The following is a 22,326-nucleotide window of genomic DNA, read 5'->3' as shown; positions in this document are numbered from 1 at the left end:
AAATCATAGTACATCCTTTTTTTTGTGAAACATCAAGGATGTGAAAATCGAAAGAATAATCCCGAAAGCCTATACGTTATCGTGGAGACGGATACCTTTTCTCGTTGAGCTTCCAATCTCCGGAATCAGTAAGTTTTAAAACACAAATGATAAAAGTATTACCTACTTTTATTAAATTTGGAAGATCATTCAATAACTAAATCATGAACAAAAACAGAAGTTTACTAGTCCTGTTTCTGCTATTATTTACAGGAACACTATCCGCTCAAAATTCAATTAATCTAAACGCCGCCGAGGCCAGGACGACAATCAGTAAAGAAATTTACGGCCATTTTGCCGAACACCTTGGACGCTGTATCTACGGAGGAATCTACGTTGGTGAAGATTCCGACATTCCCAATATTCAGGGATACCGCGAAGATGTAATGGGAGCACTAAAAGATATGCACATTCCCCTACTCCGCTGGCCCGGAGGATGTTTTGCCGACACCTACCACTGGAAAGACGGTATTGGCCCCAAACACGAACGTCCGTCCATTGTCAATGTAAACTGGGGAGGTGTGACCGAAGACAACAGTTTTGGAACACATGAGTTCCTGAATTTTTGCGAGTTAATTGACGCCGAGCCTTACGTAAACATCAATGTTGGTTCGGGAACTGTTCAGGAAGCTTCGGAATGGGTCGAATATGTGACCTCATCGAACGTAAGCCCGATGACCGACCTGCGTAAAAAAAACGGACGCGAAAAACCATGGGATGTTAAATTCTGGGGAATCGGGAACGAAAACTGGGGCTGCGGGGGCAACATGACACCGGAATATTATGCTGACTTGTACAACCGCTTTGCGACTTATTGCCATGGCGACCTGTACCGCATTGCCGGGGGCCCCAACGTGGACGACTACAACTGGATGGACGTTTTAATGCAAAAGACAACACGCCACCGTCAGCTGGTACAGGGTGTTTCGTTGCACTACTATACCTTTACCACCTCATGGGGAAACAAAGGTTCGGCAACCGACTTTGGCGAAAAAGAGTGGTTCTCCGTTTTGAACAGAACGCTCCGAATGGATGAGCTGATTACCAAACATTCGGCCATTATGGACAAATACGACCCTGAAAAGAAAATTGGCTTGATCGTTGACGAGTGGGGCGACTGGTTTAATGTTGAAGAAGGCACCAACCCGGGATTTTTGTATCAGCAAAATACCTTGCGCGATGCCTTGGTTGCCGGTATCAACCTCAACATTTTCAACAATCATGCCGATCGGGTAAAAATGGCCAACATCGCCCAAATGGTGAATGTATTGCAGTCGGTGATCCTGACCAAAGAAGATCAAATGGTGCTCACTCCAACCTACTTTGTATTCAAAATGTACGCAGTACACCAGGATGCCCAGTTGCTTCCGATGCACATCGACTGCGAAGACTATGAACTCGACGGCAACAAAGTACCGGCAATCAGTGCTTCGGCCTCGCTCAAAGACGGGAAAGTGTCCATTACACTTTGTAATCTGAATCCGGAAAAAGCTGAAAAACTCGACATCAACCTAACGGGATTGAATTTGACAACTGCCAGCGGTCAAATCATCACCAGCCAAAATATGAACGACTATAACGATTTTGATCAGGATGAGAGAGTTAACCTGCAAAACTTTAACGTTAAGAAACCGAAAGACGGGAAACTGAGCCTGGAACTTCCGGCAAAGTCGGTTGTACTGGTTCAATTACAATAAACATTGGTTGACATCCAATGCCCAAAGGTGCCTCGCAAGGGCACCTTTTTTTATGCTCTTAAATAGCTGTAGGTATATTCTTTAACATCTTTTTTCAGAACCGGCGAATAATCATTTTGTCATAAATTTGTTAAGACAACATCACCCAGTGTTAATTTAAAGTTATACGCCATGAAATATGTAAAGATAGCCAGACAGGCCAGCAAGCCACAAATTAACTTGAATGAATTCATCCGGGCATACCGTTCGGTTCACCAGTTAGTAGCGATGAAAGCACGCAATGAAAAAGAAGATGCGCTTTTTCAGCAAGACTTAAAACGGAGTGCGGAGCTTTTGGATCATATTCATGCTTTCGTTGATCCGAAGATCAATCAAATGCTCAACTTCTCGTTTCAATATTACCTGACTAAGCAGGAAGAAGCTCTGGAAGGAGATCAGCAGGCGGCACGTATTGTTCGCGATCTGAAACCATTGTACCACAAAGAACTGTTATCACTATCCTTTTCAAACTAGGCGATTTACTGAAGCTCGCAATAATAATGAGAGGCTACCCGAAAATATACGGATAGCCTCTTTTATTACGGAATTGCGTGTACTTTTTTACAACTTGGCTGTTGGCCATTGCTCTCTGTCCCAACTAATTTCTCGAATCAGCAACTTCGGATGACCGCCATCCTTTGCATCGTAGCCGTGAAAAACGAGATAGTCTTTCCCATCGAAACGCACAACGGCATTATGTCCCACGCCATGCCAGTTCTTGTCGCCTTTCAGAACGATTGTCCCGCCACCATGCGCCATGTCGGTACCAGCTTTATCGTTAAACGGGCCGGTTAAATTTTTCGACCGACCGACAATCATCTTATAAGTACTCTTGACTCCTCGGCAACAGTAGTCGATCGAGGCAAATAAATAATAATAGTCTCCTTTCTTGAAGACAAACGGAGCCTCGATGGCATTTTCACCAGCGTCTGCCGACAGTGAAGTCGGATCTTCCTTGGCTGCTTTTCGTGATGCCACGGTTGAAATTGAATCCAAATCTTCGGCAACCGATACTAAATCGCTGTTCAATTTCACCCGCTGCAGGCCGTCCCAAAACGAACCAAAAAACAAGTATGGTGTTCCCTCTTCATCCAATATCAGATTGGGATCGATGGCATTCCAGTTGTTTTTTCCGGGGTAAGACTGAACTACCTTTCCGTGGTCAACCCACTGAAATTCGGGATCGTCCGGATCGAGTGTTTTGTTGGTTGCCACACCAATGCAGGAGGTATTTTTCCCAAAAGCAGAGACCGAATAATACAAATAATACCGTCCGTTGTGATACGAAATATCGGGAGCCCAAATATGCCCGGTAAATCCGGGAACCGCATCGACAGCCCATTGTGGGGCAACAGCGAATACGGCTTTTTCCTTGTTCCAGTTTTTCATATCGGCCGACGACCAAACATCAATCCCCTGCCCTGTGGCAAACAAGTAATATTTTGAATTTTCGCGAATCATCACCGGATCGTGTACAATGATGGACTGCGCGCTAAGTGATTCCACGCAGAACAATAAACCAAGCAACAACATCCACGAGTAGCTTGAAACATTTACAATTCTCATATCTTCTAAATCTTTGCTTGAATTAATTCTTCTTTCCCCAGATTGAAACTCCGGAAGAATTTAAACCGGAGAAAACAATTGTCAGCTCTCGCGGCGATGCTTCCCAATCGAGTTCGCGTTCTACACACAACTCAAGACTGCCAATAGTCAGCACCTTATTTGCAGCATCAAAAGACCATGTTCCGGTTAATGCGCCTGTAGCCTTATGATCTGATGATAAGCTTAAGGCAACTGAGCTTTGTTGTGTTCCCCGGGCATAATTGAGTGTAATTTGCTCCCAACTTCCGACGAATTCATCTTCGGTAATTTCTTTCTCCGGCACTGCCGTGTATCTTTCGGGCATTACAACAGGCCAACCATCTTCAGTCCAGCGAATTTTACGCACATGCCCCATCATTATGGCATTACTGTAAGCATTGCTATTGGTATTTGCTGGCAGGCGTCCTTGCGATGAATAATACCAATCACCGGTTTCTTCATTCTGAAAGACACAGCAGTGCGAAATTCCCACCCATCCGGAATGGTTGTTAAAAGCATAAGGATGAGTAATAATTGGGAAACAATCTTTTCCTATAACCGCAGAGCCGTCAAAACCTTCATAAGGACCGGTAATATTCCGTGAACGACAGACGCGGGTATTATAAGCTACCGAAAGTTCGTCGTAGGCTAAAAACAAATAGTAGTAGTCCGTTTCTTCATTGTAAATAATTTCCGGTCCTTCAGAAGCTTGCCATCTCGAAGAGCTATTCCGTGTATAAATCGTTGTGCCCCAGGTCGATTCATCATTAACATCAAATTCATTTAAAGGAAGACCGGTTTCGGGATTCAACTGAAGAGCTGCAATGCCGCTGTGCCACGAACCGTAAACAAGCCAGTGCTCGCCTTCCGGGGTAACGACCAATGACGGGTCGATGGCATTGTATTTAAAATAGCCACTCCAGTCACCAGTTGAAGACCGGCTCCAATCTGTTCCGCGATCTGACACCGAACATACGACCATTCCTTTATCTTCCCAGTCATTCAGCAAGGGACTGGAAGTTTCCATCATCCCGATAAATGCGCGTTCGGTCCAGGTATTGTCAAAGTTTGCCTCTGTATTCGGTAATCCGTTCCCAATAAAATTATCAACCACAATGCTGTAGTACATCCGGTATTTGTCGCCAACTTTACGCACTACCGGTGCCCAGTGCCCAAAAACAGGATCTGCAATTGGATCGAGCCCTACCCTTGTTCGCATGTTATTGAGTGTATCCTTAACCCAGTCAGGCGTTGCTGCCATGGCCGTCCCTTCGAAGTCCCAGTTTACAAGATCTTTCGATTTCTTGTACGGAAAGTGCCCGTGCCCTTCGAGTGCATTTCCGTACGAAGCATCGGTTCCATACATATAGTAATACTTCCCGTCGGAAACAACACTGGGATCATGTACATTTGCCAAATTCCAGCTGCTTCTATTCTCCCAGGAAGCGATTGCTGAATAGTCATCGGCATACACTGGCCCCTTATAGTCGGCAAGTACATCTTGTTGTTCTTCCTCCTCTATCACGGGCAAGTCAGAACTCACCTCATCGTCCTTACAGGAATAAGCCACGACAATTAGTGCCATAGAGGCCATAAATAAACTTTTTCTCATAGTGTGGTATCTATTTTCAATTCTAAATAAAAAACTGTCTCTCAATTCACCAGCCGGAATTGACGCACTAAAAGCCGTCTGCAAAAGCAGCAGAATCCTGTGATTGATCTTAAAAAGCGGTAAAAGGAATGGTTACCTTTTACGCTCTTTAAGTATTTATTGAAGACTATTCGTCGGTGTTGTCCGCAACTTCTTCCTCGGACGATGCAGCAAGTTCCCAACCGGGGTTTTGCTTCAACTTAGGTGCACGTTTCACTTCATCATCCGGCAATGGGAACAAGTAGTTTTTCGGACTTGTAAATGAGCGAGTCGGATGCACGTCGGCTGGTCCGTATTCGTAAACAGGGTTGTCCGCATTGGTTACAGTTACCCCATACAAATTGTAGAACTGTTGGTAATAGGGATTTCCCTTCTCCGCGCTAACAGTTTGCCCTTCGAATATCTTCCAGCGGCGCTCGTCAAAGAATCGATGATCCTCGAAGCAAAGTTCAATCCGTCGTTCATTTCGAATTCTTTCACGCAGCTCGTCTTTTGTCATTCCCGAATAAGCCGGCATTCCAACTCGTTCGCGAAGTTGATTAACGTAGGTGTACGCGGCACTTGGCCCTTCGGACTCGTTAACGGCTTCTGCGGCATTCAACAAAATTTCGCCGTACCGGAATATTGGCCAGGCATGAATCGGTGTAGTCGGATTTTTAAACGAAATATTGTTCAGGAATTTTTTCGTGTAGTATCCGGTTAATGTACCACCATGAAGTTCCTGGTAGTCGATACCATCAGGACTGGAAACATCGACAGCACGATACTCTTCCTGTTCTACATCGCCCCACATGGAACCATGGTGAAGTATTGTCTGCTCCAAACGAGGATCGCGATTAGCATACGGATTCTGCTCATCGTAGGATGGATCTTCATCAATTGGTAAACCATTCTTGGTTTCATAACAATCAACCAAATTTTGGGTTGGATTGGTACGACCCACTGAGTTTAGCGATCCACCAAATCCACAAGGAGCCAGGAACGCTTCAATCTCGTTTGTTGTCCAGGTAGAACGACAAAGAATGAACTCATTGTTCAAGGTTGGAGTTGTGACAAAGCATTCGTAGTAGTCGTTGTCCGGATTTCCGGTATTGTACAGTTGATACGGATTACTTTGTTGATTATTAACGCTGATAAAGTCCTTCGCGGCCTGTGCAGCTTCAGTCCAGTAGCTTGAATTATTATCCGGATTATTCAAGGCTGAGGCACGATAAAGAAGCGCACGTGATTTCAGCGCATAAGCTGCTGCGCCGTTCATACGGCCCCAGTTTTCGGTCTCGTTTTCGTAACGGAAGGGCAATTCATCTTTCACCAAATCACATTGATCGGCAATCCACTTCAAGGCATCGGCAGCATTGGTACGCTCCATGTTCATTGCTCCTGAATTACCCAAATCGAATACAATTGGCGTACCGTTTTCGTCTTCGCCAATAATCGGAGCAGCTCCAAACCAGCGAACCAGTTCAAAATGAAAGATGGCGCGTAACAACTTGGCTTCGGCCATATTCCGATCGAACAAACGATCATCATCGCCATCTTTTTCGGCATTACCAATTACTGACTCCTGCGCATTTTTCAAAAACTGATTCGCTTTTCGAATTGCACTGAGGTTGTCAGACCAAAAGAAGATGAGGGGGTGATTGGTTGCGTCATAACTGTCGGTCAATACACCGTGGTAATAGTGCACGTTCCAATACGAAATCGCGTTGTCAGTCATACAGTCGCGGGAAGCGCCCAAAAACTGACCGTTGGTATAGCCGCTGAACCCATCCGGCAGGTTGGTGTAAATATTCGCCAGGAAGCCACGGGTATTCTCCTGGTTCGAGAACACCTGTTCTTCAGCTAACGAAATATCGTATTCTTTATCAAGGTAGGTGCTGCACGAGGACAAGCCAAGCGTAAGCAACGCACCTGCAATATATAATGTTAACTTATTCATTTTAATTTCGTTTTTCAAGTTAGAAACCAATTTTTACACCCATTGAGAAAGTACGGGTCTTCGGGTACCACCACACGTAACTCATCGGCTTTTCCGGATCGACACCTTTCGGAAGATCACTGAATGTATGCAAGTTGTATCCGCTAAAGTAGATTCGACATTGAGTCATATTAATTTTAGAAATTAAAGACTTCGGCAATGAATAACCGACCTCGACATTACGCAGTGATAAGAAATTTCCGTTTCTAACCCAGATATCGTTTTGGTAAGTTCCCGATCCCCGGTCGCTGTCAATTGCATTGAACCCGCCATAAGTAGGCCGTGGATAAAGCGCATTAATGTTACGCGAATCGCTTGGATCGTCCGTATAATAGCCCCAGGCTTTCGTAACCTCGTGGGTTCCCATATTACTCCAGCCCGAATAACTGATTGATGGCGACAGGAAGACCGAGCGATTTAAATAAGCAGTCATGATCACGCGGGCATCGAAGCCTTTCCATTCAAATCCGACATTCAACGAGGGTAACAATTCCGGGATCATGGTATAAGAGTCCGGAGTCATATCGTTTGAATCAATTTTTCGGTCTCCGTCCAGATCTTTAAAAACAGCAGTACCCAAAGGCTGGCCTGTACCCGAAGCCGTGTGATAAGGGTATTTATCGGGGTTGGCAATTGCATCTTCGTGACTGGTGGCAATTTTGTCCGGATCGCTGGCCCATTGTTCAAACTTATAAATGTTCCATCCCCCAACGGTGTTGTTAAATGAACTTTCGTACAATGCCGCAACGGAGGTGTTGTCGTAAATCCGTTTACCTGTTTTGCGCTGCCATTCAACGTTGGGTTCCAACTCATCCATCTCTGTAATTTTGTTGGTATTCCAGGTTAACTGCCCTTGGATGTAGTATTTAAAATCTCCGATATTATTCTGATGTCCAAGCGACAATTCAAAACCCCGGCTTTCGGCCTTACCATACGAATCGTCAGGTGCTGTAACCCCCAAAAGAGTAGGAACAGTAGAACGTTCCACCAAGATATTGGAACGCCATTCTTTAAACACGTCAACTGTACCGAACAATTTTTTGTGGAAAAAATCAAAATCCAGTCCCAAATTCGCCATATCCGAGATTTCCCATTTGCTGTTGTAGTTACCGGCTTTACTTTCGTATACCCCGGAAATATAGGACTGAGAAGTACCAAACGAATAGCCGGTACCAGAAGCATAAGTACCTTGATAAGGATATCTGCCGGCTCCGGTAGTCGATTGTCCGGCACGGCCATAAGAAGCTCTCAGCTTTAACAGGCTGATATTGGCATTATCCAACCACGATTCCTCCGACAGGACCCAGCCGACAGAACCACCGGGGAATACCCCAAAACGTTCCCCTTCGGCAAAGTTATCACATCCCATATATGACACATTTCCCGATAAAATATATCGGTTGTCGTACACATAGGTGGCTTGTCCGTTGTAAGACAAGAACCGATTAGACGATTCCGAACCATGGGACACGTTTTTGTAGGTGCGAACAAATGCCTGAGCATTCACCGCATGTTTCCCGAATTTATGATCGTACGCCAGTCCGGCCCTCATGTTGATATTGTAATAATAGTCGCGAGGCGAAGTCGTTGGGTTTGACAACGCGGAATAAGTTGAAAAACGCGTGTAGGTATATTCAGACACATCGTTTACATCGCTGGTATAATCATAATTGTATGAATTCACATTATTGGACTGATAAGCCATAAATGTTTCGTAGGAGTCGAAACTGACAATTGCATTCGCTTTCAATCCGGGTATCAGCTCGTCCAGGTTACCCGTTAAATTAACGGTACTGTACAAGTTCCGGCGACGGTTCTTGTTGATCCCGGAAGAAGCCAACAAACGTCCTGCGTTAGCGGCAGTACTGGAAGCATATATTGTTCCATCGGGGTTGTATACAGGCTCCATTGGGTTGGCTTCAACAGCACCAAATGTTACGATGCTAAATACGCCGGTCAGTGGCTGCGAGATGTTATCGATACGGCCTCCCAGGTCCAGAGACACATTCAGGTATTTGTTGACATCGATATCAATATTTGAACGAAGATTGTAGCGATTCAGCTTATGCTGCGTACTAAAGTCTTTGTTATACTCGGTCCATTTATCATTCCACATACCCGACTGATACAGATGAGACAACGACACATAATAGCGGGCCGTTTTGTTACCGCCACTAAGCGAAACATTGGTTTTGGTAGTCGGCGCGGTTTCCCGGTAAAGTTCGTCATACCAGTTGGTATTGAAATATTTATACTGATCCATTCCGGTCAGCTTCTCGCCATTGCTCACCCGACGATACATCTCAATTTGCTCATCGGTATACAAGGGGTCTTTTCCGTCCAGGTATCTGACCTGGTTACGGGTCAACGCCATGTTGTACGAGTTCTGCGTCTCCATCTTTCCGGTTAGTGTTTGCACGCCAACCTCCTGATTGATGGTAATTTTAGTTCGTCCTTCTTCGCCACGTTTGGTCGTTACCACAATGGCACCGTTAGCTCCCCGCATACCATAAATGGCAGTCGATGCAGCATCTTTCAGGATGGTGATTTTTTCGATTGGATAGGCATCCAGGAATGACAGATCCCGCTCAACATCATCCACAATCACCAGCGGCGCACGAGCGCTGCTGTTCATCGTTCTTAAACCACGAATATAGATCGCTGTTTCGGACCAACCCGGTTCGCTCGCCCACTCGTAAGTTTCCACACCGTTAACCGTTGATGTGAAAGCGTTTTGCAATACGGTTATGGGGAAATGCTCCAGCTCCTCACCGGTAACCGAAGAGGTAGCCTCTGTAACCAACTTCTCTTGCTTCCGACCGAAAGCAACCGGGGTGGTGTGCGCATATTCATCCAAATCAGGCTCCATTACTACTTCAAAGCTGCCGCCAAAAACAGCTGTTTCCGATGTGTTTTTATAACCTTCACCCGTAAAGATAATCTCATCGCTGTCTTTCACTTTGGTCAGGCTAAAATTACCATCCTGATCAGATAAGACAATCCGACTTGATTCGGCGACATTTACAACAACACCGGAAATTGGATTTCCTGCGGGATCAACAATACGTCCTGTTAAGACCTTTTCCTCTTGCGCATAAGTTGTTAGCGCAGTCAGGAAGAGTATTCCCATCAGCATAAGCTTAAAAGCTCCTGCCAGATTATTACTTATATATTTCATTATATTATGCATAGTATAACTCAATTTAAGGATTACCACCCTGGGTTGTTTTCAATATCGGTTTTCCAAACTTCGGCCTCCGGAATCGGATAGAGGTACATTTTATTTTCGAATACCCGGCTTTGGGCTACCTTTCGTGAAACAGAGCCATCAGCAGCGACTTCTACCCCGTAAATATCACGCGAAAGCGCTTTGGTAGCCACGTTCCAACGACGAACATCCCAAAACCGTTGTTCTTCGAATGCAAATTCCACCGCTCGTTCTTTTCTGATGAAGTTCCGCATATTCTCTTTCGAGGAGGTCAAGTCCGAGCGATCTTCAACATTCCCGGTAATCCCGGCACGGTGACGAACGGCATCCAAAGCGTCGTACACTTTAGTTGACGGCCCTTCCACTTCGTTCATGGCTTCGGCGTAATTCAGCAGAATCTCGGCATAACGGATGATAATCCAGTTCCGATAGCTGGAACCGGTGTGTACCGCACTTAATATATTCGCAGGGATGTACTTACGCACATAATATCCTGTTGGAGTAGCATTGGCATTACCCACCGGGTTGTCGCGTTGTCCCTTTATTACATTGATTGTTCCGTTCCCCCAGCTCACACCCTGGTATAATACGGTTGCTGCGAGACGAGGATCTCGGTTAGCCCATGGATCGTCATCGGAATAATCACTTGCCGTGTTAATCGCAGGTGTTGCCGTGCCGTTATATACAGGAGCTCCGGTTTCATCATATTCGGCAAAGGGAGACGAGCCATCGGCCATATCATACATATCGACCAGGTTTTGCGAAGGGCATAAGCCTCCGTTTCCACCTTCACCCACCGGAGTGTCATCTACGATAGCGCTCCAGCCAACTCTCACATCGTTGCGGTAGAAGATCACTTCGTTATTTTGGCCTTCATACTGTGTGCGTAAAATCGAATTGGTGTAGGCTGTTTTCCCATCAGCGGCAACGAACAGGCCGTAATTATCCCCATAATCTTCAATAAAACTTTTGGCGGCATAAGCAGCTTCATCCCAGGTAATACCCGACTCGCTGCTGTAACGATCGCTTGCCATGTAAAGCATGATTCGGGAATATAAGGCTCTTGCCATTGGCCTACTGATTCGGCCGGCATTTGCAGATTTTACACCATCATCGTAGGACATTAATCCCGCCTCGCAATCTTCCAATTCGTCCAAAATAAAATCGACTACGTACTCTTTAACCGTAGGACGTGTTGTGTAGTTACTCAATAAGTCGCCATCCGGATCAAGCACATCGGTTACGATTGGAATCGGTCCGTATCGCAGGAACATTTCCCAATAAAAGAAAGCACGCAGAAAACGAGCTTCTGATTTATAGTTCAATTTATCGATTTCGTACTTTTCGTCACTTAAATCGGATGCCTGCGGAACGCTGTCGATGCGTGTCAGGATCATATTACATTTACGAATGCCACGATAGTAATGCTCCCAGGTTGCTGTCAGCTCACTAGCTCCGGCACTGCCGTAATAGTTCCCGATATTAAAGGTAGAACGAACGCCCCCACTTGAGAAACTGGTCTCGGCTAAATCGGATGCTGCATCCAACCATGATCCGTTGATTCGTCCGGCACCGTGGCGTAAAAAATTATAGGTGTCAAAGTGGAACTGTTTGGTCGTTTCCCAGTCGCCAAAAACCTGTTCTTCGGTTAACTCATTACTCGGTTGCTTATCCAGAAAGTCGCCAAACATGTCTTCGCAAGAGGTCAGTGTTACGGCTGAGATCCCCAATAAGCCAATTATATTTAATAAAATCTTCTTCATGACTTGTTAGAATTTTAAATTAACGCCACAGTTAACTGTTTTCATAATCGGATAGCGGTTCGATCCGTTGCTTTCCGGATCCGAAACATCATCCAGATGATCCCAGGTAATTAGGTTATTTGCATTCACATACAACCGGCAATCGCTCATACCAACCGTTTTTATCCACCTTTTGGGAAGCGTATAACTGACTTCGATATTTTTCAAGCGGACAAAAGCCCCGTTTTGCAGGAAATAGGAATTTAATTGCTGGTTATGATCTCCATTACTGTCGTAATGCAAGAGCGGATATTTGGCGTTGGCCAGGTTATAAGCCTCTGTTTGGGAAGGATCCCAACGGTTAAGGTGATGTTCTTTCACTTTACCACCATCCACAAAAGCGTACATCGCTTCGGCATCGTAGTAGCGGCTCACGTGGTCAACTCCCTGGAACATAACACTGAAACCCCATCCTTTATAATCGCAGCCCAGTGTTAGTGAGTAGGTGTTTTCCGGCACATTGCTGAAACCGATCATGGTTTCGTCTCGGTCATCAATAAAGCCGTCGCTATTCATATCACGATATTTCAAATCGCCAACCTGAACATCGCCATAGGTTGAAATTGGAAGGTCGGGGTTTGCCAAATCGGCAGCTGTTATGAATCCATCACACAGCAAACCAAAATACTGCCCAATCGACTGCCCTTCCCGCTTGCGGTAATCGGTTTTTAAGTCGGGCTCATCCATATTCTTGATCTCATTTTTAGCATGAGCATAAGTTAGCCCGACATTGTAGTTGAAATCCGAGCCAATCTTATTCGAATGTTTCAATTCAATTTCGTAACCGCTATTCTTTGTTTCCCCCAGGTTTCCGGCAGCCATGGTTACACCAACCCACTCCGGACGAGTGAGGAACTCGGTCAGGATATTGTTTCGCTTTTCGCTGAATAAATCGATGTTACCGCTGATTAAACGATCGAATGCGGTAAATTCAATCCCAAGGTTGTATTTATTGGCCCGTTCCCAGGTAACACCGTAATTGGGGTATTGTCCTTCGTAAATACCAGTATATCCGGTTGTTCCAAAGTAATAATCGTTCCCGATTTGCGACCATTTTTGCTCATACAGGAAGCGTTGTTTCACGCCATTCACCAAGTAGATATCGTTACCAACCTGTCCGTAAGAAGCTCTGATTTTGAGGTTGTCCAGCCAGTCTTCGGTTGAACTCATGAACTCTTCGTTACTGATTCTCCAGCCAACTGAAAACGACGGGAAAAATCCGAAACGTTTTCCTTTCATGAAGTTTTCGGAACCGTTGTAACCAGCATTGACTTCCAGCAGGTAACGATCGTCGTAACCATAGGTAACACGTCCGACTAAACCTTGATAGCGCTGTGCCAACTCGGCCTGGTAGCGATAGTCGTTCTGGTTATAGAGCATCATCGCCGAGACATCGTGCTTGCCAAATTTTCGTGCATAGTTCAATTGATATTCAAAATAAAGCTTCCAGGTAGTCGTCTGATTATTTCCCGCATAAGCCAATTCAGTATCACTGTTAAACTTGTTGTACGCATCAACCGATTCGTAATTCGTTCTGTCATTCAGTTCGTAAGTCGCGAAGTCTGCTGTAAAGCGACGGTTATAATAGCCATCATAGTCGAAAGACATCATTGCTTTGGCTTTTAAACCTTCGGTTAACCAATCCATTTTGTAGTCCAAAATAAAGTTGGTTTCACTGATGGTGTTGGTCGCTTTATAAAAACCGGCTTTGGCCAATCGTGCAGCAATGTTGTTTTGATATTGCGAGCTACCGCCATACAATACTTTTTCGGACTCACCATCCGGAATGGTGTAACTTACCGGGAAAAGCCATCCCGGCGTATGGTTCAATTCATAAAATACTTCACTATAAGAAGAGCTTTCAGAAGTATTTGGCCCGTTACGTTCTTCGAAGCGTGTTCCGAAATTGATGGACGCTGTAAGGTCCTGTGTCAATAAGAAATCGAGGTTTGCACGAAAAGCATATCTGCGGAAACTCGTATTGGATTTATTTCCGTACTTATCCTCGCTTAAGTCTTTGTACAAGCCTTGTTGATCGTAAAATTCGCCGGATGTAAAGTAGCGCATTCTTTTGGTTCCGCCCTGTATGTTCACATTGTAGCGCTGCGCAGGAGCCGAAGAACGTAAAATTGTATCGTACCAATCAACATTCGGATAAAGCATGGCATCGACACCACTTAACTCTCCGGCAGAAGATTTACGATACATCTCAATGTCGGATGTTGAAAACTGAGAAGGAAGATTGTCGTTCGCCAAAGCTTCTTCCAACAGCAGAACCGACTGGTATGAGTTCAGGTAAGTATTTTCGCGCGTAGGGCTTTGCGATTGCCAGTTAGCCGTAAGGCTGACCACGGGTTTTTGATCGCGACCGCGTTTGGTTGTCACCAGGATCACGCCGTTTGCACCGCGCACCCCATATACGGCTGTTGCCGAGGCATCCTTCAATACAGATATGGCCTGAATATCGTCGGGAGCTATTTGCGAAAAAGAGCGTTCCACACCGTCAACCAACACAAGCGGCTGTCCGTCTCCCGCAAAAGTAGCGCGGCCGCGGATATAGATCTGCGCATCGTCGGCCCCCGGAGCACCTGAAGTTTGCGAAGTAACCACACCGGGAATTTTACCGGAAATGGCTTGGGTGATATTGGCTGCCGGCGAACTCAGGATTTCGTCGGAGGATAATTGAGAAATCGCTCCAACAATACTTTCCTTTTTCTGAGCGCCGTATCCAACCACCACCACTTCGTCCAGTTGCTTATCTTCTTTTTCTAAGACGACATTGAACTGTGTTTGCCCATTCAACGCAATTTCCTGAAGCGTGTATCCAATAAAACTCACTTGCAGGGTCGCATCGCTACTGCTAAGTGTAAGGTGGAATTCTCCGTTAAAATCAGTTATTGCGCCGTTGGTTGTTCCTTTTTCAACCACTGTGGCACCAATAACGGTTTCTCCGGTCTCGTCTTTGACAACACCGTTCACTTTTACCGACTGGGCAAACAAATTTTGCCCGGTCAGTAAAAACATCAGTGTTATCATCATACCGATCAACCGACGGCATGGTGTTATATAAGTTCTCATTCTTTTCATAATTGGTTATCTTGACTTAAGATTATTCGGTTGCATATTTTGCAGTCATGATATCTGCTATTTGACTTTCGGAAAGAGCTACAGAATAAATAGCGACATCGTCAAACTTGTATGAAGGATCATTATCGCCCCAATTCCAAGCCTGGTTACCGCCTAAGCAAACATAAGGAAGTAAATTACCTTGTGTTAATGGTCCTGAAATGTATTCTCCGTCCGTTGTTACACCATCAACAGTCCAACTATTTCGGACAACACCGTCAACATAAATAGTTAGCGTTGTTGATGTCCACACTGCAGTGTAAAAATGCCATGCTCCATCGTGCAACCAATCGTTAACGGCATAATTTACACCTTCATCATTTTGAGAATCTGTAAAATCACACCATTCTCCGCCCGGGCAATTCACTTGTGCCACAAGTCTTGACTGTAAAATCATCATTGGTGTTGTATTTGAATTATCAACAGGCGCCGCCCCGTAAGCAGAAAACATAGGATACCAATTAAATCCGGTATCAGCAGTCCCCTGGTTTACCCAAAAAGAAATGGTCATTTCATTCGTCTGAGCGTTGGTAATATTAGAAAAGACATTGCTTGGTAATAGCAAATAATTGGATCTCTGAGCTTCAGTACCATTAGCACCAACATTGTAAAATACTTGTCCAAAATGCTGACTGTCGTCAGAGTCATCAGCAACAATTTCACCTGAGCCGACTATTTGTTCTGATGTTAAACCATTTTCAAAATCCTGAGCATAAACAGGTGTCGGAAGGACATCTGGGTGTGTGTATTTTTCAGAAATTATTTGTTCTATTTGAGTTACAGAAAGAGCCTCTGAATAAATAGCGACATCATCAAATTTATACGGCACATCCGGATCGCCCCAAGTCCACCCTTGGTTTCCACCTAAACAGATATATTGAAGCAAAGAGCCTTCTGTCATTGGAGAAGAAATGAAATTACCGGCTGAAGATCCATCAACAGTCCAAGTATTTTTAGCGACTCCGTCAACATATATCGAAACAGTTGTTGTTGTCCAAACGGCTGTGTAAAAATGCCAATCGCCATCCAGCCACGTCACATCTACTGTATTTTCACCCGCATCGTTTTGAGCATCTGTAAAATCACACCATTTATCACCAACGTTGTCTTTACCATTCGTGTTTATCATTGTAGCAAGACGTGCCTGAAGAGCAAAGAACGGAGGATAATTCGCTCCCGACTCCGGAGCAGCATTGTAAGCTGCAAAAAGTGGACTCCAATAATAGGAAGAAGAAGCAGCCTCGCCATTATTAACCCAAAATGAAATTGTCATTTCATTACTTCCTGAGTTTGTAACTTTAGAAAAGATATCACTCGGCAATTGCAAGTAATTAGTCCGTTGCAATGCGATTTCAGGTGAACCGGCGTTATAATACACCTTTCCAAAATAGGGGTTATCATCAGAGTCATCAGTTACTACAGCTCCTGTCCCCATTATTGTTTCGGTAGTTAGGCCAAACTCAAAATTCTGGTAATAAACAGGCGTTGGAAGAACTATTCCAGCATCGTTGATCACCTCCGGAATTTCTATATAATCTGCCGTAATAAGGTTCCGAAAAACCCTGATATTGTCCATCCATATTGCATCCGGAGCAATTCCGGATCCATAACCTAAATAAAAAGATCGTAAAGATGGAACTGCATCTATGACTTGCTGAAAATCGATACCTGAAGATGTTACGTTTAACTTTTCAACGCCATCTACATTCACAACATAGCCATCAGTTTCAATCGTGATTGCCAGATAATGCCATTCGTTAGCTGTAAATAAATCTTCGGATATACTGTTCGAAGTAGTTCCTTCAGAAGTCGCATAAGTTAGGGAGCCATTCTCTGTCATATACAATGTTGTTCCTTCGTCGTTAGAAAAAGAAAACAGTGCGGCATCGTCCGGATTCGTATCCGAAACTTTTACCCAGATGGTAAGAGAAAAACCTTTTTGTAAAGAAGCGTCAAAAAGAGGATTGTCTACTTTTATATAACCAGTGCTTAATCCGGCTACATATCCAAGAGAATCATCTACGATTATCGACGGATTCACTCCGCCTTCGAACGCTCCTAAAGTAACTTCCTCAGGAAATTCTGCGCTAAACCGAAAGTCCCCCTTTAAAACCAGTTTCGGAAAAACCTGGTTCCCGGCGGGCGGATCCATCTCTCCCCATTCCTGGCAGGACCATAAGCCCAATAAGCCAAGAATGACAAGCATCATTATCGATCTGTTTTTTTTATTCATAAATTAAAATTTGGATTGGTTATAATAAGATTTTCATCATTCACGATCAAACAAACACAGGTGTTCGTTGCCCCACCATGAAGCCGGGGAACGGAATCTGTCAACACGCAATTCTGAAATAATCTGAAATTCGTGCAACGAAAATTGAAGGGTGATCTATCCGGATTTGTTTTGTTCCGGATGAACACAGCAGAACAGTCGCAGCTGCTGCATGACCGGAATCGGCTTCGGCTTTTACAGCCCATCCGACCAAGTCGGCTACATGCTTGGTTCTGTCCAAAAGATCAAATTCAGTTCCAACCAATGGCATTGGCAACCGGGAAGTTGGTGTTAGGGAATATGCGCCCGCGAAAGAAAAAAAGAAGTTAAAAACAGCAGCATTTAGATTCTTCATAAGATTTGGTTTGTCTTGTTCACTTAAGTCAACCGTAAAAGTACGCAGCAAGGGAATCAGCCGGGAGGACTGACGAATAATTGAAGTGGACAAAACAGGAAATCAGGGAGACTCTACGTTCAATTCAAAATCATAACCAACTGACAGACTGACATTTTAATCCTTCGCTGCAAATTCAGTCGGGGTCATGCCGTAGAACTTTTTAAAGATGCGGCTGAAATACTTCGGATCATTAAAACCGGCCTTAAAAGCGACATCAGCGATCGGCAATTTACCTTCTTTAATCAGCGAGACAGCTTTCTTCAACTTATATGAATTGATGAAATCGGTAATATTTAAATCGGTAATGGCTCGTATTTTTTTATACAGCAAGCTGCGGCTCATAAACATTTCGGAGGCAAACTGGCTGGCTGAAAAATCGGGATTCGAATAGGATTTTGCGAGCACTTCGTAAACCCGTGCCATAAACTCTTCATCCACCGGATTGGTCGTTCCTTGCCCGGGCATCACCTCGGCCGGGTTACTGAACATTTTCTTCAACCGAAGTCTTCCTTCAATCAGGTTCGTCATGCGTGCCTGCAACACCTGCAAGTTAAACGGCTTCGGAATGTAATCATCAGCTCCGGTCTCCAATCCTTCAATCCAGTTTTCAACCATATTGCGGGCCGTTAGCAGAATAACCGGGATATGGCTGGTTTGAATGTCCTTCTTCAGCCGGCTACACAGTTCGATGCCGTCCATTTCGGGCATCATCACATCGCTGATAATCAGCTCGGGTGAGTATTTTTTAGCCGCCGAAAGACCTTCTTTTCCATTCTCGGCACCAATCACCCGATAGTCTGAGCGCAAGGTTTGAACCAGGAAGCTGCGCAAATCGAAATTGTCTTCAACAATCAGCACCAGAGGCTTCGACTTGGAGTCTTCTGGCCCTTCATCGTCCGGTTGCTCCGCTTCGTCGGGCTGACTAACACTTTCTAACAATACATCGATGCGGCCACGCAAATTCACTTCCGCAGGCACAACGCTATGATCCAACTCCTGTTCGTCGAAAGCATCGGCTGTGTAGGGAAGTAAAACTTTAAAGCAGCTCCCTTTTCCGGCCGTGCTTTCCACCTCCAGTTTGCCGTGTAAAGCCTGCACCAGCTCCAGGGTCAAAGCCAAACCAATTCCGGAGCTTTTCAGCTTCGAATGCTTCTCGGAACTAACCTGATAAAAACGTTCGAAAATGAATGGCATATCTTCTTCCTTAATACCCACACCGGAATCATGTATCTCCACACAAAGCAACGGCTGATCTGCTCCCGAATCGATGCTTTGGGTGACATAACTAATTCTCATCGAAATACGTCCCCTTTCCGGCGTATATTTAAAGGCATTAGAAAGCAGATTATAAAAAACATTTTCGAGCTTTTCGGCATCAAACCAGCTTTCGGCGGGCGCTTCGGCGGCACTGAACTGATAGTCGATGTGCTGATGCTGGGCCAGGTCGACGAATGATTCGTAAACCTGGTACAAAAACGAGTTGAGCTCCCCCATACAAACCCGCAGATCGAGCTTCCCGTTTTCGATTCGTCGAAAGTAAAGAAGTTGATTGATCAGGTGCAACAATCGTTGGGCATTTCGGTTGACAATTTTCAGCGTACCCAAGGCGTTTTTATCGCCCTTTAACTTTTTCATCAGATGCTCAATCGGGTCGATAATCAGGGTCAGCGGGGTACGGAACTCATGCGAAATATTGGTAAAAAAACGGAGTCGCAGTTGATTAACCAGCTTCACCTTCTCGTTCAACTCAATTAACTCATCGCGTTGCAAAGCAATTTGAGCATTTTGTTGTTCCAGTTCCAGTTTTTGTCCTTCAATCAGGCGTTGCCTTTCCTCCAATTGATAATTGGTGCGCTGCAAGCGAAACGCCTGCTGCTCGAGTTTTTCTTTTTGTGCTTCAATTTGCTGTGTTCGCTGGTGGACCAATGCTTCCAGTTTTCGCTTTTGCATTTCCAGAAAACGTGTTCGATAGCGAATATAAGCGATCACCGCAACAACCAACAGCAATATCGCAAACAACTGAAACCAGATGGTCTTGTAAAAAGGAGGATGAACCGTAATCCGCAATTCGGCGCATTGATCTGACCATACACCATCGCTGTTTGAGGCTCGAACTTTAAAAATATAGTTGCCTCCGACCAGATTGGTGTAATTGGCAAAGCGCCGGGTAGCCGGAACTTGAATCCAGTTTTTATCCACGCCCTCCAATTTGTACTGGTATGCTATTTTTTCGGGTAGGAAGTAATCCAGCGCTGCAAACTCAATGGAGATCACCGCATCCTTGTGAGACAACCGGACTCTATCGGTTTGAGAGATTGTGCCGGACAGGATTTGTTGCGAATGATACTTCTTCCCAATTTCAACCGGTTTGTTAAAAACTGAAAACGCTGTTAACACGGCCTTGCGGGTTGGACTGTAGCGTTCAATCTCAGCTGCGTTAAAATAGTTCAGCCCGGCAATGCTGCCAAAATACAAATTCCCTTCATGGTCGGCACAGGATGCCCCCCAATAAAACTGATCGCTCAACAAACCATCTTTAACAAAGAAATTCTGAAAATGCTCTTCTGCCGGGTTAAATTTCGACAAGCCTTTATCGGTGCTAATCCAAATATTGCCTGCCGGATCTTCGGCAAGCGCATAGGCTACATTATTGCAAAGCCCATTGCTCTGGTTGTAGTTTTCAAACTGAATGTTTCCGTCGGCTCCGTTTACGAAAGCACAAATACCGTTTCCATAAGTACCTCCCCAAATGGTTCCGTCGCTGGACTGCAACAACGAGATGACATAATTACCCGCAAGCGAACTTGAGTCGGAGGGATCGTTGAGATACAAGTCGTAGGGGATCCGTTCGAGTTGGTCAAATTGTTCCAAATCCTGCTGCCGAAAGCGAAAAAGTCCGTTTCGTGTACCGAGCCAAAGGTTGCGCTGTTGATCCAGCAGCATACAGCCAATTTCCATGGCTTCGCCCCTCCCCGTTTTAAGATCAACATGTTTAAAGTGCCTGGAGTCGACATCAAAAATATCGAGCCCGCTTTCCGTACCTACTAAAAGCACTCCGGGGGACATCTCACAAACCGAAGAGACAAATCCGGACTCGATAGAATGCGGATCGTCTGCCTGCGGGACAAACGACTCAAGCTGCTGCGAACGAAACGATACCAATCGTTTAAGGCCTCCCCCCCAGGTTCCGAGCCACAGATCGCCCCGGGAATCGCGAAAAATGGACGAGACAAAATTATCGACCGAGGAGCTTGCATTCAGTGGGCTGAGGCTGAGGCGCTCAACACGCGTGTTGTTTGCGCTGATGCGATTCAAGCCACCACCGGCCGTACCAACCCACAGCACCTCGTCTTCTTTCAAGATTGAGTTAACCGTATTCAGGCTTAAACTGTTTGCATTAGCCGGATCGTGAACCAGTGCGAAAAATGGCTTCTGAAAAATATTGTAGTGATTTATTCCCCCCTTGTCCGTACCAACCCATACATTGCCATCTTCGTCAGCGGCCATACTATTTACAAATGGATTATTTAAGCGTTCATTTTCAAGATTTCCATTTCTCAAATGCACAAATCCACCAACCTCGGGTTGGTAATAATTCAGTCCGCCCAAGGTGCCAACAATAACCGTATGACTGGCATCTTCAACAATAGAGCTAACCGCCAAATGATTCAGACTGTAGGGATCATCCGGATTGTGATAAAACTCAGCGACCGAATCCCCGTTCTTGCTTTGCATATAAAGCCCCAGGCCCGTCCCAATCCAAAGATTCCCTTTTGAATCGGCAAAGATCGCACGTACGTCGAGCTCCTGAACAAGTTGTTGCAAACGGCTATAGTCGTTTACAGCTTGTTTGTTCGTCAAATCCAGCACTTCAAGGCCCGCCTCTGAACCAACAAACAGCAGATCACCGGCAACATACAGACGATTGATGGTTCGTGCAGGAAGTATATTCTCCACTCGCCTCGCCTCCCCGCCACGGTCAAAAGCAACACACCAAAGGCCGGCATCTTCGGTAGCAACCCACAAGTTTCCCTTACTGTCGAGCTTCAGGTCGTTGACTGCCAAAGCGGCAAAAACCGAATCTATGACATCCGGCACGTCAAAGCGCTCTTCATTAAAAATGTAATGAGTTAATCCGCACCGTGTTCCCACCCAAATATTGCCATCCGAATCGTTGCATAGCGAATAAATAAAATTGTTGGGTAATCCTTCAGGCTCGGACTCCTGCCGGTAAGTTACAAATGAATAACCGTCGAACCGGCACAAGCCGTTCCAAGTGCCAAACCACATAAAACCGCGAGAATCCCTCAAAATACAGTCAACCGTATTTTGCGCCAACCCGTCATCGGATGTATAGTATTGAAAGCGAATTTGATCTTGCTGCCGCAGCGTTGAATATGCAAATCCGAACTGCGAACAAAACAATATGCTTAACAGGAGGAATAGTTTGGCGTAGGTGGCTTTCATTCGTAATTAAAAGATAATTTTCGCATTCGCTGTGAACCAACGAGATCAAAGCCCATTGCAGCAAAT

At 45.1% G+C, this 22,326-nt stretch carries 11 protein-coding genes; 2 read left to right on the top strand and 9 right to left on the bottom strand.

Annotated features, from left to right (window positions below; translation table 11 throughout):
• Positions 1–203 precede the first annotated feature (203 nt).
• Together C8N47_RS13865 and C8N47_RS13860 are read left to right on the top strand one after the other, a co-directional pair.
• Entirely contained in the window at positions 204–1,736 is a 1,533-nt protein-coding gene (locus C8N47_RS13865) for an alpha-N-arabinofuranosidase (protein WP_107823173.1), read from the top strand.
• Positions 1,737–1,907: 171 nt separating this feature from the next.
• Positions 1,908–2,249 (top strand): hypothetical protein, encoded by a 342-nt coding sequence (locus C8N47_RS13860; protein WP_107823172.1) that lies wholly within the window; start codon positions 1,908–1,910, stop codon positions 2,247–2,249.
• Positions 2,250–2,336: 87 nt separating this feature from the next.
• Here the strand turns inward: C8N47_RS13860 and C8N47_RS13855 are convergent, their stop codons facing one another.
• From C8N47_RS13855 to C8N47_RS13815, 9 genes are all read right to left on the bottom strand, one after another.
• The gene (locus tag C8N47_RS13855) at positions 2,337–3,341 is read right to left on the bottom strand and encodes an arabinan endo-1,5-alpha-L-arabinosidase (protein ID WP_211316142.1); all 1,005 of its coding nucleotides are present in this window, start codon (positions 3,339–3,341) and stop codon (positions 2,337–2,339) included.
• Positions 3,342–3,363: 22 nt separating this feature from the next.
• Positions 3,364–4,971, bottom strand: coding sequence for an arabinan endo-1,5-alpha-L-arabinosidase (locus C8N47_RS13850; RefSeq protein WP_107823170.1), 1,608 nt, complete (start codon positions 4,969–4,971; stop codon positions 3,364–3,366).
• Between the two features lie 166 nt (positions 4,972–5,137).
• Positions 5,138–6,949, bottom strand: coding sequence for a RagB/SusD family nutrient uptake outer membrane protein (locus C8N47_RS13845; protein WP_107823175.1), 1,812 nt, complete (start codon positions 6,947–6,949; stop codon positions 5,138–5,140).
• 19 nt (positions 6,950–6,968) lie between these two features.
• Positions 6,969–10,166 carry a SusC/RagA family TonB-linked outer membrane protein gene (locus tag C8N47_RS13840; protein ID WP_211316141.1) on the bottom strand — a complete coding sequence of 1,066 codons (3,198 nt, stop codon included), beginning with the start codon at positions 10,164–10,166 and terminating at the stop codon, positions 6,969–6,971.
• A 32-nt stretch (positions 10,167–10,198) separates the two neighbouring features.
• Entirely contained in the window at positions 10,199–11,959 is a 1,761-nt protein-coding gene (locus C8N47_RS13835; RefSeq protein ID WP_107823168.1) for a RagB/SusD family nutrient uptake outer membrane protein, read from the bottom strand.
• 6 nt (positions 11,960–11,965) lie between these two features.
• Positions 11,966–15,076, bottom strand: a complete 3,111-nt coding sequence (locus C8N47_RS13830; protein ID WP_211316140.1) for a SusC/RagA family TonB-linked outer membrane protein — start codon at positions 15,074–15,076, stop codon at positions 11,966–11,968.
• Between the two features lie 31 nt (positions 15,077–15,107).
• Positions 15,108–17,357, bottom strand: coding sequence for a LamG-like jellyroll fold domain-containing protein (locus C8N47_RS13825; protein WP_107823166.1), 2,250 nt, complete (start codon positions 17,355–17,357; stop codon positions 15,108–15,110).
• Positions 17,358–17,457: 100 nt separating this feature from the next.
• Positions 17,458–17,751, bottom strand: coding sequence for a hypothetical protein (locus C8N47_RS13820; RefSeq protein WP_107823165.1), 294 nt, complete (start codon positions 17,749–17,751; stop codon positions 17,458–17,460).
• Positions 17,752–17,907: 156 nt separating this feature from the next.
• Positions 17,908–22,260: a hybrid sensor histidine kinase/response regulator transcription factor gene (locus C8N47_RS13815; RefSeq protein ID WP_107823164.1), complete on the bottom strand. Its 4,353-nt coding sequence runs from the start codon at positions 22,258–22,260 to the stop codon at positions 17,908–17,910.
• Positions 22,261–22,326 lie beyond the last annotated feature (66 nt).

It is taken from the genome of Mangrovibacterium marinum, from assembly GCF_003046625.1.
Lineage (GTDB): Bacteria > Bacteroidota > Bacteroidia > Bacteroidales > Prolixibacteraceae > Mangrovibacterium > Mangrovibacterium marinum.
This window is presented reverse-complemented; position numbering and strand designations above follow the sequence as displayed.

Excerpts from the sequence above, each read along its gene's own strand:
- C8N47_RS13865 (WP_107823173.1), top strand. The coding sequence starts at position 204 with ATGAACAAAAACAGAAGTTTACTAGTCCTGTTTCTGCTATTATTTACA.
- C8N47_RS13835 (WP_107823168.1), bottom strand. The coding sequence starts at position 11,959 with ATGAAGAAGATTTTATTAAATATAATTGGCTTATTGGGGATCTCAGCC.
- C8N47_RS13860 (WP_107823172.1), top strand. The coding sequence starts at position 1,908 with ATGAAATATGTAAAGATAGCCAGACAGGCCAGCAAGCCACAAATTAAC.
- C8N47_RS13830 (WP_211316140.1), bottom strand. The coding sequence starts at position 15,076 with ATGAGAACTTATATAACACCATGCCGTCGGTTGATCGGTATGATGATA.
- C8N47_RS13845 (WP_107823175.1), bottom strand. The coding sequence starts at position 6,949 with ATGAATAAGTTAACATTATATATTGCAGGTGCGTTGCTTACGCTTGGC.
- C8N47_RS13825 (WP_107823166.1), bottom strand. The coding sequence starts at position 17,357 with ATGAATAAAAAAAACAGATCGATAATGATGCTTGTCATTCTTGGCTTA.
- C8N47_RS13855 (WP_211316142.1), bottom strand. The coding sequence starts at position 3,341 with ATGAGAATTGTAAATGTTTCAAGCTACTCGTGGATGTTGTTGCTTGGT.
- C8N47_RS13850 (WP_107823170.1), bottom strand. The coding sequence starts at position 4,971 with ATGAGAAAAAGTTTATTTATGGCCTCTATGGCACTAATTGTCGTGGCT.
- C8N47_RS13840 (WP_211316141.1), bottom strand. The coding sequence starts at position 10,166 with ATGAAATATATAAGTAATAATCTGGCAGGAGCTTTTAAGCTTATGCTG.
- C8N47_RS13820 (WP_107823165.1), bottom strand. The coding sequence starts at position 17,751 with ATGAAGAATCTAAATGCTGCTGTTTTTAACTTCTTTTTTTCTTTCGCG.
- C8N47_RS13815 (WP_107823164.1), bottom strand. The coding sequence starts at position 22,260 with ATGAAAGCCACCTACGCCAAACTATTCCTCCTGTTAAGCATATTGTTT.